The organism is Nonomuraea sp. NPDC003560 (assembly GCF_042878785.1).
Classification (GTDB): domain Bacteria; phylum Actinomycetota; class Actinomycetes; order Streptosporangiales; family Streptosporangiaceae; genus Nonomuraea.
In genome coordinates, this window is the sequence record NZ_JBIAOF010000005.1 from 53,241 (window position 1) to 67,832 (window position 14,592).

Consider the following 14,592-nt stretch of genomic DNA (forward strand, 5'->3'; position numbering starts at 1 on the left):
GAAGCAGTCCTCGCAGTGGAGGTCGTCGCAGGTGCGGCATAGCGTCAGCCGGTGGCCTCTGACCGTCTCCGACTCAAGCTCGTGGTTGCCGTGGGCTGCCTTCCAGCGAGCGGTACGGCTCATCGAGGTCGCGTCGGCGCTCACGTCTCCTCCTCTGGGGGCAGGCTAGCGTCGAGAGCGGCCACGATGGCAGGCATGTGCTCCCAGCAGGGGTCGTCACACTCGGCATGCTCGCCGGCCAGGGTGCGAGCGCGGTCTGCGGCGTCTTGGAGACGGGAGACGATACGGGCGTAGTCGGCTGCCAGCTCCCGCAGCGACTCCATCCCCTCGTCTCGTACGGCCATCACAGCATTTACAAGCTTGGATGGCACGAACAGCCGCTCGGGGTCGTCTGTAAGGACAGCGGCGAGCATCTGGCGGGCGATGCCGCCCTGTACACACAGCTCGTGGTCAGGGTTGATCGGGTCGCAGCAGATCCACTCCCCCATGATGGAGAAGTCAGCAGCCGAGCGGATCGCTTCGGCGTAGCGGCGGCGGAGGTCATCGGCCATGACGAAGCTCCCTCTGGACCCGTAACGAAGCACCACGGAATGCCGCGAACATGGACCACAAGCCCAGCACGAAGTAGGCGGCGGCTTCTGGCCAGCGCTTGTCGAGAGAGAACCGGGCGGCGGCCTCGACCATGACGTAGCCGAAGTCGGCCAGGAGCCCGCAGAAGGTCAGCGAGGCGGCGAAGCGGAGGCGGTGGCGGAGGTCTTCAGCCACGGTCCTCCTCCCTCCACGGCTTGTACATGCGCAGCTCGTTGAGACGCTGCTCGTCGATGCTGATGAGCCCCAGCTCCAGCAGGTGCAGCAGAGCCGCACGCACCTGCCCATGTGCGATGTCAGCACCCGTCATCCGTGGCTGCTGGTAGAAGCCGTTCGGTCCCAGCGCCCAGCCGTTAGCAGCACCGACAGCGATGCGGCGGATCCGATCGAAGGGGCTGCCCTCTGTCTCGTCCACGACGATGGTCACGTCCTCAGGCACGGGCTTCTCCTATCTGGCGGGCGAGGGCAGCATCCTCTCGGCGGCACATGCAGTCCTTGCAGAACGTTGAGCCCTGATCGCAGCGGCGGGCCTCGATGGCGGTGGCGATCTTTTCGGCTACCTTGCCGCGCTCGTCGGCACGGATCTCCTCCTCGGACGGGCCACGACATGACCTGACGTCGTTGAGGAAGGCACCGAACTCGTCGGGCGTCAGCGGCTCAGTCACGGGCTTCTCCTCTCTTCGGGTATCCGCCCTCCACCAGGACGCCAGCACCGATGAAGGCCCCCGCCCAGCCCATGTCGAGGTTGTCCCACCCTGGGGCCGTGGACTTGTCTCTCATCGCACGCTGACCCACGCGGACCAGCCACGCGCCTAACTCGTGGCGGAGGTGGTTCTCCAGGGCCGGCAAGGCTGCTTCCAGGGCAGCCCTGGCCTCTTCCTCGAACGAAGCAGCGGTGAGGCTCGGATCGCCGTCCTGCCCTGCGTAGTAGGCAGCGAGCGCCAGAGCGGCGGCTTGTAGGGCTTCCTCGGGAAGGTCAGGCATCGGGCTCTCCGTTCGCCAGGATCAGCAGCAGGGCGGCATGACACCAGTCGGCCTCTCCAGGCTCAGGCAGCGGGCACCAGCATGCGAGGTCACGGCCTGCGAGGTCACGCCGGATGTCCGCGCTTGTATACGGGACTTCGGCCATCAGCCAGTAGGAGAAGAGTTCGACCGCGTGCTTCCGGTCTTCTACGACGCCCCGTCTGGCGAGCGGCGCGCCGCTGACGGTGACGTTGAGGACGGACAGCGGGCAAGGATCTCCCACGCGGAAAGGGTTGCCCCAGTGGGTCGTGCGGTCCACGCAGACCGCCCCTTCGGGGAGCTTGTAGCCCTTGCTGCGTCGCCTCTGGATGCGCTTCGGCTCTCGGGTCTCAGCCACGGGGGTCCTCCTCTACGTAGCCGTAGGCGGGTGGTACCAGCTCGGCTTCCAGGGTCCGTACAAGCGGCGAGTCAGGCTCGTCACCTGTCGCCAGCAGCTCAGCAACCGTCATCGCCGAGATGGCCTGATTCCGGGAGTAGACGCCTCTCCGCCCGGTGACGGTCCAGCCACGGTCGGGCCAGCGGACTGCCACCGTCTCGCACTCGTCGGACACCATCCGGCCGGCGTCGTCGTCGATCGTGAAGCCCATTGGGTCAGCCCTCCTCTCTCCGGGTGAGGGTGAACCGCAGGCCCGTCGCTGTCCGCTCTACGGTCGGACGTACGTCGTCGATCTTGGCCGTTAACGCGGCTTCTCCGAACGCGTCGAAGGACACCTCCAGGCTGCCGCCGTCCTTGATGATCGCGGCGATCAGGCAGGTTCTCAGGTCCTCATCACCGAACAGGCGCTTCATCGCGGTCTCTCCTTGTCGTTGCTGCGGTCTTGGGTTGCGCTCTCCTGTGTAGGCGGAGAGGGCGCGGGTCAGCGGTAGTGGATCTCCGACAGGGCGGCGTTGACCTGCTTCTCCAAGGCGCTGTCCTCGTCGCGCTCGTACAGCCGGTAGCAGGACAGACGGACGCGCCCCGTGTCCCGCCCGTCGGGCTTCAGCCGCCAGTTCGCCGAGCCGTCAAGGATCGCTTCGAACGTCTCGTCGGGGCTGGTGTGGTGGCGCTGGACCGCCTCGCCAATCACTGCGGCGACGACCGGGTCCTTCAGATCGTCGAAGTGCGGCAGCAGGTTGGCGACCACGCGCTGGGCGTAGTGGCCGAGCACGCCCTTCGGTGGCTCTCCTGCGCCGTGGCAGCGGTTGCTGGTCGGCCCGAGGAAGGAGCTGCCCTTGCGGTCGGCGCGGACATGCATGCGCAGAGTGCCGTCCTTCTTCAGGCCCACATCGACGCGCCCGCACACTCGGCAGCCCTTGTGCTCCTCGTCGCTCATCTCGGTTCTCCGTTCAGGGGGTCTTGGGGTCAGGGGCGGGCGGGACAGCGAAGGTCCCGCCCGGAGAGTCAGGCGTCGAGCGCCGTCAGTTCGTCCGCGGCGTAGTGGGCGGAAAGCTGATCGGGGTCTTCGTCTAGAAGCACTCCGTAGGCTTCGCCGAACGTGTCGAACACGTCCGTGATCGTGCCGAGGGATCCGACGGGAGCGGAGTAGTCGAAGCCCTCGGCAGCAGGGGCGTCAACGGTGGTCCGGACGCGCTGCCCGATCTTGAAGGTCATGTCGTTCGGTCTCCTACGTCTGCGGGTGATCAGGGAGAGGGGTGGGGCCCCTCTCGGGGCCCTAGGTCTGCTAGACGGGGACGATCTCCATCCACCAGGACCAGGTGGGGCCCTCCTGGTCGGGGTCGTTGTCCCACCGGATCAGGTACTCGGCGTCTTCGCCCTTGCCGTCGATGCGGGCCCGAAGGATCGTGCCCTGCCCGTACGCGGGGTCGTGGTACTCGACTCGGCTTCCCTTGGTCAGGACCTGCATCTCGTTCTCCCTCAACTTATGGTGGCTAGCCACCTTCCGATGAGATGAACATAGCATGCCCCCTAGAAGGTGGCTAGCCCCTCTGGCACACTGATCTCATGCCGACCGAGCACCGCCTGAGCGCCAAGGCGTTCCGCCCCCAGCCAGACGAGTACGACCCCGTCAAAGACGGGCTCGCCGAGCGGCAACGCACCATGGACGACTTCCTGCGCGCCTTCCTCCGCCTAGCCCGCGAAGACCTCGACGCCGCCTTGAAGCTCGTAGAGCCGCACTGGCCGCCCGCCAAGCCCAAAGTCGGCCGCCCCCGCAAGACGCCTCCCGCCGGCCAGTAGCCCGTCACCGGGACTCCCACCGGACGATCAGCTCCTCGTCCGTAGCGATGACCTCGGCGGCGGTGTCCCACTGGGCGGCGTCCTCGCCCAACGCCTGACGGGCCATCGCCACCAGGTCCGTCAGGTCTCCCCACACGCACGGCAGCGGCAGCGTGTACTCGACCCAGGTCTTGGTCACCTCACGGTGCGAGACGCGGGTCATCGGGACGCCTCCCCAGACTGCTGAGAGGCGAGGAGCTCGGCGATCACCCGGTTGTGTCGGGCGTCAGCGAGAGCGTTGTGGTGGCCGTCGGCCTGCTCTGGCATGTCCTCACCCGAGAGGCCGAGGCGCGCCACTTCCTGCCGCAGGTCGTTCGTCCACATCGGGATGCCGGACGGCAGGTTCGACATGGGCCCGAAAAGCCATGCCAGCGCGACGTGATCGTAGGCGCCATACCAGGCCCACAGCTCGACGTCGGGCGTCGAGACGATGAAGTGCTCCACTTCGGCGGCGATCCGCTCGCGACTCATCATCGCCGGGTGGTCGAAGTCGAGGGCGAGCGGGTTACGTCTGGCGCTCACGTAGTGGCGGCGGTCGCCGTGGATGCGCGGCAGCGACGGGACGACATTGGCCCTCAGCCAGTCGTGCTTGGCGATCCGCTTGTGCGGCATGTCGCGGTTGATGGCGTACAGCTCGCGACCGTCTTCGGCGACCATGCCGATGCTGATCAGGTCGATGGTGCGACCGTCTTCGAGGAACTCCGTGTCATAAAAGATCTTGGTCATGCGTTCGATTCCTTCCTCGAACAGAAGCCGAGAGGCTTTCGATTCGAGCTAGAAGTTGATCACCAGTTCTGATCTTGGAACGCTGAGAGCCCTTCGAAGCGGCTCTCAGCCACCCGTCCGCTACAGGGAGACCGGAGACGCCTCTTCTCGTCCCGTAGCGGCCTTCTGGGGCCCGCTAGAGCCGGTCCCGTCCGAGCCGTCCCCCGCCTCCGCGCCGCTTCCGCCGAACAGCGCGGCGCACGCCTCCCACGGCGACAGCCCGCCACACGTCAGCCGGTCCAGGTCAGCCAGCACGTCCAGCTCGGCCGCCTCCACCTCAAGGACGGTGTCGGCGTACGTGGTGAGCATCGGGCTCGACTCGGCCACCTCGGAGACGACAGCAGGAGCGGCGGGATCGCCCGCACCGGCTCCGCGTACGAGTCCCGGTACGCCCTCTCCACCTCGCGGATCGCGTCGGTGTAGTCCTTCGGGCCCTTGCGCGCCCCTTCGGGCTTGATCGGCTCGATGAGCAGCGCCAGCGGCTCCTCGACCGCCTCGCCAAGCATGTCCTCCAGGTCCTCGCGGCATACCGTCGTCGGCCGGTATCGGCCGTCAGGCCACGACAGCCGCGCGACCGCAGGGGTGGGCTCGTCGTGGTCCTCGTTGCCGCACGGGACGCGCGTCTCGATCTTGGTCTCAGCCATGGTTCGGGGTCTCCTCTCTAGCGGGGGACGGGACAGGGACGGGGAGCGGGTCAGAGTCGTCCGGATGGCCAGCCATCGCTGCCATCAGCACGGCCAGGTTCCGCGCAGCCTGCTCCTTGGAGATCGGGCCGAGCCGCCGCCTGGTCTGAGACGGCCATTCCTCCGCTGACACCCGCCGCAGCAGCTCGCCGCGCAGGCACTCCCCGCATGGCGGTTCATCCTTGGACTGGTGCAGCAGCATCCCTATGTGGGTGCCGCAGCCCTGCCGGTAGGTGGTCGCGTTCACGGCACCTCCTCGCCGACCAGCCCGGCAGCCTTCAGGCGCGCCTCGTGGGCCGGCGCGGTCAGTCGGCGCCCGTCCGCGTCCACACACACCGCGCCCGGCAGCGCCTTGCACGGCGGCCACGGGCACGACACCCGGATCGCCTCGATACGCACCGGGTCATGGTCGGCGCCGCGGACCTCGGCGTACTCCTGCGACGGCTCAGCCTTGGCCGCGATCTGCTTCGGCAGGGCAAACCCACGCGCGATCTTCGCCACCGCGTCCTGAATCGCCGCCTGGTAGGCGCCAGGCGAGTCCGCGAGCTCAGCCGGCGGGGCAGGCACCGGGGCGAACGCCACCCTCGCGGCCCGGATGTCCTTGACCCGCTTACGGACGTGTGCGGGCATCAACCAGTCGGTCGTCTCGGTGTAGTGGCCGATCACGGCGTCCTGGGCGTCGAGGAAGTCCAGGTCCTTGACCGCGGCGTGCCAGGCGATCACATCGGCTTCGCCGACTTTGCGCCGGTCGTAGGCCGCGGCTGTGCTGAGGAGGTCGATCACCTCTTCGGGGGTCATGAGATCTCTCCTTGGATGACTGCGGGATGTGTCTGTCTGGCTGCGAATTTGGCCTTGAGCGCTTGCGCTTGGGCGACCCGGTCGTCAGTGGTGGAGCGTGTGAGGGTGGCTACGGTGCCGGGTGGGCGCAGCTGGCGGACGTTGCTCTGTCGCTCCTCGGCCCAGCCCTGCTGCCGGAGCATCCAGCTCTCCCACGACTTGACCCATCCGGGGCGCTTCTTCTGGGGCCGTTCCAGCCAGTAGCGGACGAAGAGCTGGGTCTCGATGACGATGTTGACGAGCGGGCAGTTCTCTAACGCCCAAGCCCTCATGTCGTCATCGACCGCGAAATCTGCGGGGATGGATGTCTTCGGTGTAGCGGAGGCTTTTGCGCGCTTGCGCGCCGGCCGCGCAGCGGCCTCCCCAATCAAGAAGTCTTCTTCGTCTTCGGAAGTGTGGGGAACTTCCTCCCCCACACCCCCTACTACCTTGGTTGCTCGCTTAGCCGAACCCTTTATTGGGGCTATAGGTCCGCCTAGCCGGACCTCATCGCTCTCCAAAGGTGCCTGCAGATCGGACCCAAACATTGTTTCGGTTCGGGTAGGCGGACCCTTCTCTTCGGCCAAAGGTGCCTGCAGATCGGACCCAAAGTGTTCACTTTGGGTCCGCGCAGCCGAACCCTTTCCTTCCTCGGACACGTCATCGATAAGGTCCGGACAGGCGGACCCTTTAATCGCAGCGGCGTACACCGCCGTGTTGCTCTTCTTGCCGGCCGACAAGCGCACGAGAAACCCTCCGGCGATCGCCTCAGTGATGCGATCCGTCACGCGCGCCGGCGACCGACCGATGCGCACCGCGAGATCCTTGCGAGGCACCGAGACCCGACCGGCCGGATCCATCTCCTCCACACCCATCGAGATCAGAAGCACCTTGACGGACTCCGTGATCTGCACGGTGCGGAGGACCTCACGAAGCCATCGCGCACGGAAGGTGCCGTCGCTGAGGCTGTTGAGGATTTCGTCGTTCACGTAGGGCGGCTTTCTCTCGGTGCGTGCGGGTGGGCTACGGAAGCGGGGCCTGTCGTGGCCCTCGGGACCCGGGAGGCGCTCTCATGGCCGGTGCTCCTCACAGCGCCAGCCGCAGGCATAGAACCTGGCAGGCGAAACCCCGCAAGGGCCTGGGCCAGCGCCGCAATGCCCGCGCCGGATGATCGGAAGTGGGGGCGGCGTAGGCCACTGTGCCGCTTCGGTAAGCACGGGGACGTCTGCACTGTCATCGCGAGCCGGCGCTGGAGCCGCCCGATACTCACTCTCTTGGCCGTACCGGCACTCGCCATCGAGCGGACGAGGGGCCACCGGAGCCGTCGCCGGCTTCCTCGCGCGCGTGAGGTCATCCTCGGAAAGAAGCCCTCCCGCGCTGTCGGCGAACCTCTCGCGGTCAACCGCCCGGACCCACCACCTGAAGTGCATGCGCTTGCCCGGCACGATTACTGGAACGTGATCACCGGACGCGGTGGACCGCACCAGCTCGTCGAGCTCGTAGGGGTAGGTGGGCACCCATCTGCCGTGGAGCTTGCCGCACTTGCCGTAGCCGCGAACTGGACACGGTTTGGGGTTGGTGAGGTCGCACCGCTCCATCTGCAGAGAGCGCACGCCGCCGCGGATCTGTAGTTGCCGGCCCGCGTAGATGTCCTTCCACGGGGCGTCGTCGGTCAGTGCCCAGGGCACCTGGTTGATAAAGTCTCGGTTGGCGTCGACGGTCGTCCACAGAGGCGTGATGCCGTCTGCTCGTGCGAGCTTGGCGCGCTTTCGCACCGACGGGAGCGCGGCGTAGGAGAGCTGAACCTCGTGGCCGACGAGGAGATCGCCAGCGCCCCTCACAAGGACGTCAGTGCGTCGGCGACCGTGTTCAGCACGGTCTTCTATCTCGACGCTGAAGCCGCCCGCTTCGGCCGCCTTAGCGATTCGCTCCTTGAATGCCTTGTGCTGGTCGCTCTCGTTGCTGGGATGGTCGGGGATGCTCGGATTGTGATGGCGGGCATGGCGACGACCCTGCACTTCGACCAACACCATCCACTCGGGACAGTGCGGACGCGCTTCCCGGCACTCCATGCATTGGAGCTGTCGCAGCGAAACCGGCGTCCGCTTGTCGGCGTAGAGCCTTTCCCAGAGATTGGTGATCTCGGGATGCCCGAGGTCTGGTTCGGTCAGGTTGAGTTCGAGCCCTAAACCGACGTGGTAAACGCTGGAAGCCATCAGCGACACACCCCTCCCGGAAATGACGGTGCTCTAATCGTCCGCGAGGCACCCGACAGAAGTACCCGTTTGGAAATGCGCAGCTCAAGGGCGTGATCGCTAGCATTTGCGCTGGTCATCAATGTATGCGCAAACGGTCGAGGCGTAGCACTGTCACCTCGCGGCGACCGATCGGCCTGCAGGTTCTCGATCGATGAGCCCTTCCGGAATCTCATAAAGAAGTAGTCGAAGGTGTCGTCGTTGCCGACCCTCATGACGCCACCGCCTGCTTGGCCTCTCGCCGACGGCGCCGGCCTGCCTCGTTCGCACAGTCTCTGCACTGGGAGTTGAGGCCGTCCTTCGAGCGCCGGTCCCGCGGGAAGTCGGCCGCGGGCAGCGTCTCCAGGCAGCCGTGGCACTCCTTCACGTCCACGGTCGGCGCGGGAGCGGGTTCAGGGTGGGAGGTCGCGTACCGCATGCGCCGGCGGCGGTGGGTGGCCCGCTCCTCCTCGCTCAGCCCGCCCCACACCCCGTACTTCTCGGGCCTGTCGAGGGCGTAGTTGAGGCAGGCGGTGCGGACGGGGCAGTTCCGGCACAGGAGCATGGCCTTCCACTCGCGGACGTCACGCTCGGGCTGCCGCTCCCCCGCGGGGCCGAAGAACAGCTCCAGGTCCTTCCCGCGGCATGCGGCCCGCTCCTGCCATGACCAGTTAGGCGTTGCCACGGGTCTCCTCCTCGTCTCGGGTGGGGGCGGCAACCCCGATCAGCGGGGCCTGAGATAGCCGTCTAGCGGCCTTCTCGGCGTACTTCTCGTCCGCCTCTATACCGATCGCACGGCGGCCAGACAGGCGGGCAGCTTCGAGCGTGGAACCGGATCCGGCGAACGGGTCGACAACGAGACCGGCAGGCGGGCAGGCGTATTCGAGCAGCGGAGTAAGGATTCCGATCGGCTTCTCAGTCGGATGCGACGCGTTGTGGTGCATGGACCGCACAGGGATGACGGTTCGCATGAGCCGCATCCCGTCGTCCACATAGCTGCGTGTTCCGATCGCACCCATGTGCGCTGCTTGGCGCCCCGTGAGGACATCGCCTCCACGCGGACGCGTTGACGGCACGCGGGGAACCGATGTGTGCAGGTCCCGCCATTGCCCCCTGTACCAATGGGTGGCTGTCTCATGCACCCGTTTGAACCGGTCCTTCTGGAAGCCGGACCCGTTGTGCTTCTCCCAGACGATGTCCTGGGACAGCTTCCAGCCCGCAGCCTCGAACTCGTCGCGGTGTAGCAGGAACATTCGCATCGACCCGAAGCACCACAGCGACCGGGACACCTCAGCGGCGACCTTGACCCAGCCGTCCGGCCAGCGGTCCCACTTCAGGCTGGTCTCGCCGTAGGGAGGATCGGCGAGGACCAGGTCGGCGGCCACGTCGAGCGCGGGCAGCACCTCCCGCATGTCCCCCACGTACAGCGTGACGGTGTCGTCGCTCCAGTACGGCTCAGGCATCAGCGTCTCCCGTCCGGTGCTGTCCGGACACGTACGGGACCGGGTCGAGCTGTTCCGGATCGTTCCGAGACGTTCCGGACTCCCCCGACGCCGTCGCGGCCCGGCCGGTGCCACCCGCCAGGAACGCGGCGATCGAGTCAGCCCACTCCTTTGGCAGCCGTTCCCGTACTGACGCCAGGGTGGCCTTGGCGTCCGGGGAGCCGACGTTCAAGCACACGTCCGTGATGGAGGCGCGCTCCGCGACGCGCGTCAGGTGGTTGCGGGCACTGTCCCAGTCGCCCCGTTCCAGGGCGTACAAGGCTCGGCCAAGATGCTCGATCGTGGCGGCGAAGTGCTTCGTCACTTCTGCGCTGCGCTGGTCTTGGCTGGGGAAGCGGGTGGTCACGATGCCACCGCCAGATCAGTACCGTTCAATGCCGCGTCTAGAAGTGCCTGCTTGGTGCCGAAGTGGTGCCGCACGAGGCTGGGATCGCAGCCGGCCGCCAGGGCGATCTTCCTGGCAGAGACACGATCGACACCGTGCTCGGCGATGAGCCGGCGAGCGGCCTCAATCAGTGCCCCTTTGCCGTCGCCGAAGGCAACCTGAGGCATAAAGGGCTTACGTAGCTTCTCCAGTCCAGCGCGCACCAGGTAGCGGACGGATGACTCGTCTCGACCCATGATCGACGCTGCGGTCATCAGCCACTGGCCTTCGAGGATGTGCAGCTCAATCGCTTGCCGGTAATGCGGCCTCAGCGCGTCTAGTGTGCCGCGCATCTTGTCACTGAGCTGCACGTCGGTTGGCGCAGACACGAAGTCGGTTCGGAGCCTGAACGCCAGGTCGTCGGCTGACTTCAGGTAGCGCTCCTGCTCGGCCCAGTGCCGCTTGCGGTCCTGGAACAGCACGTTCCCGGCCGGGATGTTGAACAGCCACTGCCGGAACGGGTGAGCGCCGTCGTAGTCGCCTTCGCAGAAGGTGTCCAGCAGCGCAAGCGCTTCGGCGAACACCTCCTGTACGAGCTCGTTGAGGTCCTCGCGCGCGGATTGGGCTTTGCGCTTGTAGATGTAGCCCTCCACCGGGGCCGCGTAGCGGGCGTAGAGGACGGCGAACGCGTCCTTCTCGCCGGCGAGGAACTCTGCGACGAGAGTTTCGTCGCTCCGAACATCAACGGTCACAGCAGTGGCCCTCCTTCCTCACGAGCGGGCGGGGTGATCTCGAACAGGGCGTCCAAAGGCGGGTCCTCCGCCCTGGCGTCACAGCGAGGGAAGTGCTCCTCAGCCGTCTCGCCGTCCACGAACGCCCTCTGGCAGCAGTAGGCAGGGACAGTCATGCCGCCACCTCCGCGGACACAGGGAGGCCAGCACCGGACGCCGCGGCCAGGACATGCACACCCAGTGGCGGCGGGACCGCGTTGGCGATCTGCAGGAACTTCTTGGATTCGCTGCCCTGGAACGGGTAGTCCGCGGGGAAGCCCTGAAGCACAGCGGCCTCCGACAGCAGCAGGGGCCGCTTCTCCAGATCGGTCCGGCCGTCCACGCGAACCCACTGGAAGTCGTGGCGGGCGTGGCCGGCGACGAGCGTGGCGGCGGGCTGGTCCAGGCGGCGCTCGGTGGCGTTGGCGCGCTTGCTGTGCCTCAGCACCCACCAGGAGCGGGCCTTCTCCGTCAGCGCCCAGGACGGGCCATCGCAGGAGAACTCATTGCCGCCCGACGTCTTCCTGTCTCCGCGGGTGTTGATCCGCATCCCGGCGGGCAGGTCGAGCGCGTCCGCCATGGAAACCCAGCCGAGGCGGCGCTCGCCGAGCAGGTCGACGCCATGGTCGTGCTCGGTGTGAGTCGGCAAGGGGGCGGCCACCTCATGGGTGCGCGAGGCGAGGAGGATGGCCCGCCGGCGCGTCTGGGCAACGCCGTAGTTGGCAGCGTTGAGGATGCCGACCCACACGCTGTATCCCCAGCCGCGCAGGATGTCTGCGATGTGCTGGAAGAGCGGCAGAACGTCGGGTACCTGCTCCATGACCGTCCAGGCGGGCCGCAGGTCGTACAGCCAGCGCACCGGTTCGGCGGCGAGGAGGCTGCGCTTGTCCCGGCAGGCGCCGAGCAGCTTGGCGCGGGTGTCGTGGCCTCGGGACAGTTCCTGGACGGCTTCGTGCACGAGTGGCTGGTCCTTGCGGGCCAGCCCCTTGCCGGCTCGGGACCACGGCTGGCACGGGGACGAGCTGCCCAACCCTGCGATGAGGTCCTTGAAGGGCTCGGTCGGGTAGGCGGCCACGTCGCACTGGATCGTGGCATGACCCGCAGCCCGCCGGGTCAGGCAGGCCGCGGTGTCCCACTCCAGACCCACCTCGCGCAGCCGGAGCTGGCGCATGGCTTCGCTCCAACCACCGGGGCCGGCGAACAGGTCCACGGTCAGGTCAGCCACGGTCGTCCTCCTCGAACACGTCGTAGAGGTCGGCCGGGTAGCGCTCCGCCTCGCCGTGGAACACCTCGCGCAGGATCCTCTGGTGGCGGTCCAAGCCCGGGTTGTAGGACGGGTCCGCCATCTCCTCCACAGGGCGGGAGCGGCGCCACATCCACGAGATCGCGGCGACGAGGATCACGAGCAGGAGGCCAGCGACGACCGGGAGGAACGTCCCCCCGGAGGCGACGTTCACGACCTCGATCCAGTCGGCGAGGTTGCGGAGAGCGTCCATCACTCACCGCCCGGCTCTGAGTCGGAGGCGGCGAGGAGAGCCTTGAGACGCTCCACCTCGCCGACCAGCGCCGGCACCATCACGATCGACGCGCACAGGAACTCGGCGACCGGGGAATGGTCGAGGTCGCTGGGCCACTGCGAGGTGGAGAACACCTCCACGTACGAGCCTTCGATCGGGCCCTCGTCGTCGGTCCGGCAGGAGACTTCGTCGCCGTCCGGGTCATAGTGGAGCTGCCAGTCGTCGCCGAACACCTCGACGACCTTCGCCGCCATGCGGACGGCGTTCTCCAACTGGTTGGAAGTGAGCGGCTTAGGCATCGGTGCCGCCCTTCTCTGCCTGAGCGGCCTCAGCGGCGTCAGCTACGGCCACGAGAGCGGCAGCGAAGCGGCGAGCCTCAGCGAAGGAGATGCGGCCAGGAGCGCCCCTGAACTCCACGCAGTTCGCTTCCTGCACGGAGCACGTCCACCTCCGCTGCGTGGAGTAGGGCACGACCTGCCAGCCCTCGGCATCGTCGTCGCCGAACGCGCCTCCCTCGAAGTCCAGCCCGAGGAACGATGTGTCCGGGCGGGGCAGCACGATCGGGTCCGTCTCGCCCTCGACGACGACCGCCCGGAAGTGCACCTCGGGGAGCTTTGTCCCCTCGTCGTCATCCGCGTACGGCGTGATCCCGATGTGGACGACATTGCCGATGGAACCGATCGACGGGTGCCAGTAGTTGCCGTCGTGGTAGTCGTTGTCGCCGGACGTCAGCATGGCGGCGACGTTCTCCGGGGTGGGAGGAGTGGCGGCGACCTTCTCGGGGGTGATCTCGCTCATCGGGAGGTCTCCTGCTTCTCGGGAGCCGCCAGAGGGAACCCAGCAGCAGGACTGAACGGAACAGCGCCCACGACCGGCCAGTCCTTGACGACCTCGTCGGTCTCGTAGCCGCACGACCCCCACATGTCGGTGACCATCCAGCGGGCGGGGCTCGGCGGGGACGGCCACAGCACGGCGAGGACACAGCCGTTCGGCTTGCGGCGGACCGTACCGAGCAGGTTCTCAGCGGGGGTGATCTCGCTCATGCCGCACCACCCATCCCAGCCTGGGTACCGGCCTCGGGGTTGGCGGCCGTGACCTGCCGGGCGATCGCGTCGATCGCCTTGTGGTCGATGCCGTACTCCTCCAGCCAGTTCCACAGGTCCACACCCGCACCGCCATCGGAGTCCCAGGTCTCCCACAACTCCTTGGCGACCCGGTCGCCCTCTCGGGAGGGCATCTCACGCAGCAGGCAGGTGAGCCCGTGATAGGCGATCGCCAGATTGGTGGAGTGGCGGGCCTGAGCCGCGTCAGGGTGGTCCATCCCGAGCCGCCAGTGAAGGGAGGCGAAGGCAGCGAAGTGGCGGGCCATTGCCTCAGCGGTGGCTTCCTCGGCCGCCTTCGGGGAGGGGGCGATCTTGTCGAGGGCGTTCACGCGGCGTCCTTCGGGGAGTTGGGCTCAGGGGCGAACGGGATCAGGTCGGTGGGCCGGCACTCCTCGACGTCGGCCAGAGGCCACACGGCCAGCGGAGCGGGACGGCGGTGCTTGCCGTGGCGGCCCTTCGCAGGCAGTACGAGCCGGCACACCAGCTCCAGGGCGGCGCTCACGACTCAGGCCCCAGCTCGGCCACGTTGCTGGCCGGGTCGTCGGGGTTGCAGGTGGCGCCGTAGGAGTGCTTGGCGCCCTTCGGGCAGACCGTGGACGCCTCGACCCGCCAGGCGGCCTTGCCGCAGTGGATGCAGTAGCCGTCCGGCTCCGTCTCCGGGAACGACCCCTTCGGCAGGACCGCGCCCGTCTGTGGGCCGCCGAACCACTCCGCGTGCTGCGCGGGATCGCCCTGCCCCTGCAGCGGCAGGTGAGGTAACGGCAGGTCCGCGCTTGCCTCTATGTCGCTCTGCGCCTGCCTCAGCTCGGCGATGAACCGCTTCCTGTCTGCGATCTGCACCTGGAGGGCGTTGACCTGCTCCTGCATATTGGTGATCTCGGCGTTGGCCTGCTGGATCTGCGGCTCAGTCACCTGCGAGATCAGCTCGACGACCTTCGGCCGGTAGGCCAGGCGTTGCGGTTCGATGACGGCGACGTTGTTGCTCACTTGAGCTCCTGGGGTGTGTTGAGGT

31 protein-coding genes and 1 pseudogene are annotated in these 14,592 nt (G+C 67.4%); 1 reads left to right on the forward strand and 31 read right to left on the reverse strand.

Annotation, left to right across the window (positions count from 1 at the left end):
• Positions 1-140: 140 nt before the first annotated feature.
• From ACFYUV_RS20670 to ACFYUV_RS20720, 11 genes are all read right to left on the reverse strand, one after another.
• Positions 141-551, reverse strand: coding sequence for a hypothetical protein (locus ACFYUV_RS20670; protein WP_387670525.1), 411 nt, complete (start codon positions 549-551; stop codon positions 141-143).
• Positions 541-765 (reverse strand): hypothetical protein, encoded by a 225-nt coding sequence (locus ACFYUV_RS20675; protein ID WP_387670527.1) that lies wholly within the window; start codon positions 763-765, stop codon positions 541-543. The genes ACFYUV_RS20670 and ACFYUV_RS20675 overlap by 11 nt, the downstream gene beginning before the upstream one ends.
• Entirely contained in the window at positions 758-1,027 is a 270-nt protein-coding gene (locus tag ACFYUV_RS20680) for a hypothetical protein (protein WP_387670529.1), read from the reverse strand. The genes ACFYUV_RS20675 and ACFYUV_RS20680 overlap by 8 nt, the downstream gene beginning before the upstream one ends.
• Positions 1,020-1,253, reverse strand: coding sequence for a hypothetical protein (locus ACFYUV_RS20685; RefSeq protein ID WP_387670531.1), 234 nt, complete (start codon positions 1,251-1,253; stop codon positions 1,020-1,022). Before ACFYUV_RS20685 ends, ACFYUV_RS20680 begins: the two co-directional genes overlap by 8 nt.
• A complete protein-coding gene (locus ACFYUV_RS20690) occupies positions 1,246-1,572 on the reverse strand; it encodes a hypothetical protein (RefSeq protein WP_387670532.1) in 327 nt (108 codons plus the stop codon). Before ACFYUV_RS20690 ends, ACFYUV_RS20685 begins: the two co-directional genes overlap by 8 nt.
• Positions 1,565-1,948: a DUF4326 domain-containing protein gene (locus tag ACFYUV_RS20695; RefSeq protein ID WP_387670534.1), complete on the reverse strand. Its 384-nt coding sequence runs from the start codon at positions 1,946-1,948 to the stop codon at positions 1,565-1,567. The genes ACFYUV_RS20690 and ACFYUV_RS20695 overlap by 8 nt, the downstream gene beginning before the upstream one ends.
• Positions 1,941-2,198 (reverse strand): hypothetical protein, encoded by a 258-nt coding sequence (locus ACFYUV_RS20700; RefSeq protein WP_387670536.1) that lies wholly within the window; start codon positions 2,196-2,198, stop codon positions 1,941-1,943. Before ACFYUV_RS20700 ends, ACFYUV_RS20695 begins: the two co-directional genes overlap by 8 nt.
• Positions 2,199-2,202: 4 nt before the next feature.
• The gene (locus ACFYUV_RS20705) at positions 2,203-2,400 is read right to left on the reverse strand and encodes a hypothetical protein (RefSeq protein WP_387670538.1); all 198 of its coding nucleotides are present in this window, start codon (positions 2,398-2,400) and stop codon (positions 2,203-2,205) included.
• Positions 2,401-2,468: 68 nt separating this feature from the next.
• Positions 2,469-2,924: a hypothetical protein gene (locus ACFYUV_RS20710; protein ID WP_387670540.1), complete on the reverse strand. Its 456-nt coding sequence runs from the start codon at positions 2,922-2,924 to the stop codon at positions 2,469-2,471.
• A gap of 68 nt (positions 2,925-2,992) precedes the next feature.
• Positions 2,993-3,202 carry a hypothetical protein gene (locus tag ACFYUV_RS20715; protein ID WP_387670542.1) on the reverse strand — a complete coding sequence of 70 codons (210 nt, stop codon included), beginning with the start codon at positions 3,200-3,202 and terminating at the stop codon, positions 2,993-2,995.
• A gap of 70 nt (positions 3,203-3,272) precedes the next feature.
• Positions 3,273-3,455 carry a hypothetical protein gene (locus tag ACFYUV_RS20720; protein ID WP_387670544.1) on the reverse strand — a complete coding sequence of 61 codons (183 nt, stop codon included), beginning with the start codon at positions 3,453-3,455 and terminating at the stop codon, positions 3,273-3,275.
• Positions 3,456-3,553: 98 nt separating this feature from the next.
• Between ACFYUV_RS20720 and ACFYUV_RS20725 the strand changes: the two genes are divergently transcribed.
• Positions 3,554-3,787, forward strand: coding sequence for a hypothetical protein (locus tag ACFYUV_RS20725; RefSeq protein ID WP_387670546.1), 234 nt, complete (start codon positions 3,554-3,556; stop codon positions 3,785-3,787).
• Positions 3,788-3,791: 4 nt separating this feature from the next.
• Here the strand turns inward: ACFYUV_RS20725 and ACFYUV_RS20730 are convergent, their stop codons facing one another.
• The 20 genes and pseudogenes from ACFYUV_RS20730 to ACFYUV_RS20825 all read right to left on the reverse strand — a co-directional run bounded on the left by ACFYUV_RS20730 (position 3,792) and on the right by ACFYUV_RS20825 (position 14,567).
• The gene (locus ACFYUV_RS20730; RefSeq protein ID WP_387670548.1) at positions 3,792-3,989 is read right to left on the reverse strand and encodes a hypothetical protein; all 198 of its coding nucleotides are present in this window, start codon (positions 3,987-3,989) and stop codon (positions 3,792-3,794) included.
• The gene (locus ACFYUV_RS20735) at positions 3,986-4,552 is read right to left on the reverse strand and encodes a 3'-5' exoribonuclease domain-containing protein (protein WP_387670550.1); all 567 of its coding nucleotides are present in this window, start codon (positions 4,550-4,552) and stop codon (positions 3,986-3,988) included. The genes ACFYUV_RS20730 and ACFYUV_RS20735 overlap by 4 nt, the downstream gene beginning before the upstream one ends.
• Before the next feature lie 269 nt (positions 4,553-4,821).
• Positions 4,822-5,235 (reverse strand): hypothetical protein, encoded by a 414-nt coding sequence (locus tag ACFYUV_RS20740; RefSeq protein ID WP_387670551.1) that lies wholly within the window; start codon positions 5,233-5,235, stop codon positions 4,822-4,824.
• The gene (locus ACFYUV_RS20745) at positions 5,228-5,521 is read right to left on the reverse strand and encodes a hypothetical protein (protein WP_387670553.1); all 294 of its coding nucleotides are present in this window, start codon (positions 5,519-5,521) and stop codon (positions 5,228-5,230) included. Before ACFYUV_RS20745 ends, ACFYUV_RS20740 begins: the two co-directional genes overlap by 8 nt.
• Positions 5,518-6,072 carry a hypothetical protein gene (locus ACFYUV_RS20750; RefSeq protein WP_387670555.1) on the reverse strand — a complete coding sequence of 185 codons (555 nt, stop codon included), beginning with the start codon at positions 6,070-6,072 and terminating at the stop codon, positions 5,518-5,520. Before ACFYUV_RS20750 ends, ACFYUV_RS20745 begins: the two co-directional genes overlap by 4 nt.
• Positions 6,069-7,079, reverse strand: coding sequence for a hypothetical protein (locus ACFYUV_RS20755; protein WP_387670557.1), 1,011 nt, complete (start codon positions 7,077-7,079; stop codon positions 6,069-6,071). The genes ACFYUV_RS20750 and ACFYUV_RS20755 overlap by 4 nt, the downstream gene beginning before the upstream one ends.
• A gap of 81 nt (positions 7,080-7,160) precedes the next feature.
• Positions 7,161-8,306 (reverse strand): hypothetical protein, encoded by a 1,146-nt coding sequence (locus tag ACFYUV_RS20760; RefSeq protein ID WP_387670559.1) that lies wholly within the window; start codon positions 8,304-8,306, stop codon positions 7,161-7,163.
• Between the two features lie 439 nt (positions 8,307-8,745).
• Positions 8,746-9,009: pseudogene (locus ACFYUV_RS20765) on the reverse strand (WhiB family transcriptional regulator); the annotation flags it as partial.
• Positions 8,996-9,787 carry a DNA-methyltransferase gene (locus tag ACFYUV_RS20770; RefSeq protein WP_387670561.1) on the reverse strand — a complete coding sequence of 264 codons (792 nt, stop codon included), beginning with the start codon at positions 9,785-9,787 and terminating at the stop codon, positions 8,996-8,998. The pseudogene ACFYUV_RS20765 and the gene ACFYUV_RS20770, both read right to left, overlap by 14 nt.
• Complete coding sequence (locus ACFYUV_RS20775) at positions 9,780-10,172, reverse strand: hypothetical protein (protein ID WP_387670563.1); 393 nt, start codon at positions 10,170-10,172, stop codon at positions 9,780-9,782. Before ACFYUV_RS20775 ends, ACFYUV_RS20770 begins: the two co-directional genes overlap by 8 nt.
• The gene (locus tag ACFYUV_RS20780; protein ID WP_387670564.1) at positions 10,169-10,942 is read right to left on the reverse strand and encodes a TetR family transcriptional regulator; all 774 of its coding nucleotides are present in this window, start codon (positions 10,940-10,942) and stop codon (positions 10,169-10,171) included. The genes ACFYUV_RS20775 and ACFYUV_RS20780 overlap by 4 nt, the downstream gene beginning before the upstream one ends.
• Entirely contained in the window at positions 10,939-11,097 is a 159-nt protein-coding gene (locus tag ACFYUV_RS20785) for a hypothetical protein (RefSeq protein ID WP_387670566.1), read from the reverse strand. Before ACFYUV_RS20785 ends, ACFYUV_RS20780 begins: the two co-directional genes overlap by 4 nt.
• Positions 11,094-12,185, reverse strand: a complete 1,092-nt coding sequence (locus ACFYUV_RS20790; RefSeq protein WP_387670568.1) for a DNA cytosine methyltransferase — start codon at positions 12,183-12,185, stop codon at positions 11,094-11,096. The genes ACFYUV_RS20785 and ACFYUV_RS20790 overlap by 4 nt, the downstream gene beginning before the upstream one ends.
• Positions 12,178-12,456 carry a hypothetical protein gene (locus tag ACFYUV_RS20795; protein WP_387670570.1) on the reverse strand — a complete coding sequence of 93 codons (279 nt, stop codon included), beginning with the start codon at positions 12,454-12,456 and terminating at the stop codon, positions 12,178-12,180. Before ACFYUV_RS20795 ends, ACFYUV_RS20790 begins: the two co-directional genes overlap by 8 nt.
• Positions 12,456-12,776 (reverse strand): hypothetical protein, encoded by a 321-nt coding sequence (locus ACFYUV_RS20800; protein ID WP_387670572.1) that lies wholly within the window; start codon positions 12,774-12,776, stop codon positions 12,456-12,458. Before ACFYUV_RS20800 ends, ACFYUV_RS20795 begins: the two co-directional genes overlap by 1 nt.
• A complete protein-coding gene (locus ACFYUV_RS20805; protein WP_387670574.1) occupies positions 12,769-13,275 on the reverse strand; it encodes a hypothetical protein in 507 nt (168 codons plus the stop codon). The genes ACFYUV_RS20800 and ACFYUV_RS20805 overlap by 8 nt, the downstream gene beginning before the upstream one ends.
• Positions 13,272-13,520 carry a hypothetical protein gene (locus ACFYUV_RS20810; RefSeq protein ID WP_387670576.1) on the reverse strand — a complete coding sequence of 83 codons (249 nt, stop codon included), beginning with the start codon at positions 13,518-13,520 and terminating at the stop codon, positions 13,272-13,274. The genes ACFYUV_RS20805 and ACFYUV_RS20810 overlap by 4 nt, the downstream gene beginning before the upstream one ends.
• On the reverse strand, positions 13,517-13,909 hold the full coding sequence (locus ACFYUV_RS20815; RefSeq protein WP_387670577.1) for a hypothetical protein: 393 nt from the start codon (positions 13,907-13,909) through the stop codon (positions 13,517-13,519). Before ACFYUV_RS20815 ends, ACFYUV_RS20810 begins: the two co-directional genes overlap by 4 nt.
• Positions 13,906-14,082: a hypothetical protein gene (locus tag ACFYUV_RS20820; RefSeq protein ID WP_387670579.1), complete on the reverse strand. Its 177-nt coding sequence runs from the start codon at positions 14,080-14,082 to the stop codon at positions 13,906-13,908. Before ACFYUV_RS20820 ends, ACFYUV_RS20815 begins: the two co-directional genes overlap by 4 nt.
• Positions 14,079-14,567: a hypothetical protein gene (locus ACFYUV_RS20825; RefSeq protein WP_387670581.1), complete on the reverse strand. Its 489-nt coding sequence runs from the start codon at positions 14,565-14,567 to the stop codon at positions 14,079-14,081. Before ACFYUV_RS20825 ends, ACFYUV_RS20820 begins: the two co-directional genes overlap by 4 nt.
• Between the last annotated feature and the right edge of the window lie 25 nt (positions 14,568-14,592).

Coding starts and splice junctions, on each gene's coding strand:
- ACFYUV_RS20690 (WP_387670532.1), bottom strand. CDS start 1,572: ATGCCTGACCTTCCCGAGGAAGCCCTACAAGCCGCCGCTCTGGCGCTC.
- ACFYUV_RS20785 (WP_387670566.1), bottom strand. CDS start 11,097: ATGACTGTCCCTGCCTACTGCTGCCAGAGGGCGTTCGTGGACGGCGAG.
- ACFYUV_RS20810 (WP_387670576.1), bottom strand. CDS start 13,520: ATGAGCGAGATCACCCCCGCTGAGAACCTGCTCGGTACGGTCCGCCGC.
- ACFYUV_RS20800 (WP_387670572.1), bottom strand. CDS start 12,776: ATGCCTAAGCCGCTCACTTCCAACCAGTTGGAGAACGCCGTCCGCATG.
- ACFYUV_RS20710 (WP_387670540.1), bottom strand. CDS start 2,924: ATGAGCGACGAGGAGCACAAGGGCTGCCGAGTGTGCGGGCGCGTCGAT.
- ACFYUV_RS20735 (WP_387670550.1), bottom strand. CDS start 4,552: ATGACCAAGATCTTTTATGACACGGAGTTCCTCGAAGACGGTCGCACC.
- ACFYUV_RS20730 (WP_387670548.1), bottom strand. CDS start 3,989: ATGACCCGCGTCTCGCACCGTGAGGTGACCAAGACCTGGGTCGAGTAC.
- ACFYUV_RS20725 (WP_387670546.1), top strand. CDS start 3,554: ATGCCGACCGAGCACCGCCTGAGCGCCAAGGCGTTCCGCCCCCAGCCA.
- ACFYUV_RS20720 (WP_387670544.1), bottom strand. CDS start 3,455: ATGCAGGTCCTGACCAAGGGAAGCCGAGTCGAGTACCACGACCCCGCG.
- ACFYUV_RS20705 (WP_387670538.1), bottom strand. CDS start 2,400: ATGAAGCGCCTGTTCGGTGATGAGGACCTGAGAACCTGCCTGATCGCC.
- ACFYUV_RS20740 (WP_387670551.1), bottom strand. CDS start 5,235: ATGGCTGAGACCAAGATCGAGACGCGCGTCCCGTGCGGCAACGAGGAC.
- ACFYUV_RS20670 (WP_387670525.1), bottom strand. CDS start 551: ATGGCCGATGACCTCCGCCGCCGCTACGCCGAAGCGATCCGCTCGGCT.
- ACFYUV_RS20795 (WP_387670570.1), bottom strand. CDS start 12,456: ATGGACGCTCTCCGCAACCTCGCCGACTGGATCGAGGTCGTGAACGTC.
- ACFYUV_RS20750 (WP_387670555.1), bottom strand. CDS start 6,072: ATGACCCCCGAAGAGGTGATCGACCTCCTCAGCACAGCCGCGGCCTAC.
- ACFYUV_RS20760 (WP_387670559.1), bottom strand. CDS start 8,306: ATGGCTTCCAGCGTTTACCACGTCGGTTTAGGGCTCGAACTCAACCTG.
- ACFYUV_RS20770 (WP_387670561.1), bottom strand. CDS start 9,787: ATGCCTGAGCCGTACTGGAGCGACGACACCGTCACGCTGTACGTGGGG.
- ACFYUV_RS20715 (WP_387670542.1), bottom strand. CDS start 3,202: ATGACCTTCAAGATCGGGCAGCGCGTCCGGACCACCGTTGACGCCCCT.
- ACFYUV_RS20805 (WP_387670574.1), bottom strand. CDS start 13,275: ATGAGCGAGATCACCCCCGAGAAGGTCGCCGCCACTCCTCCCACCCCG.
- ACFYUV_RS20700 (WP_387670536.1), bottom strand. CDS start 2,198: ATGGGCTTCACGATCGACGACGACGCCGGCCGGATGGTGTCCGACGAG.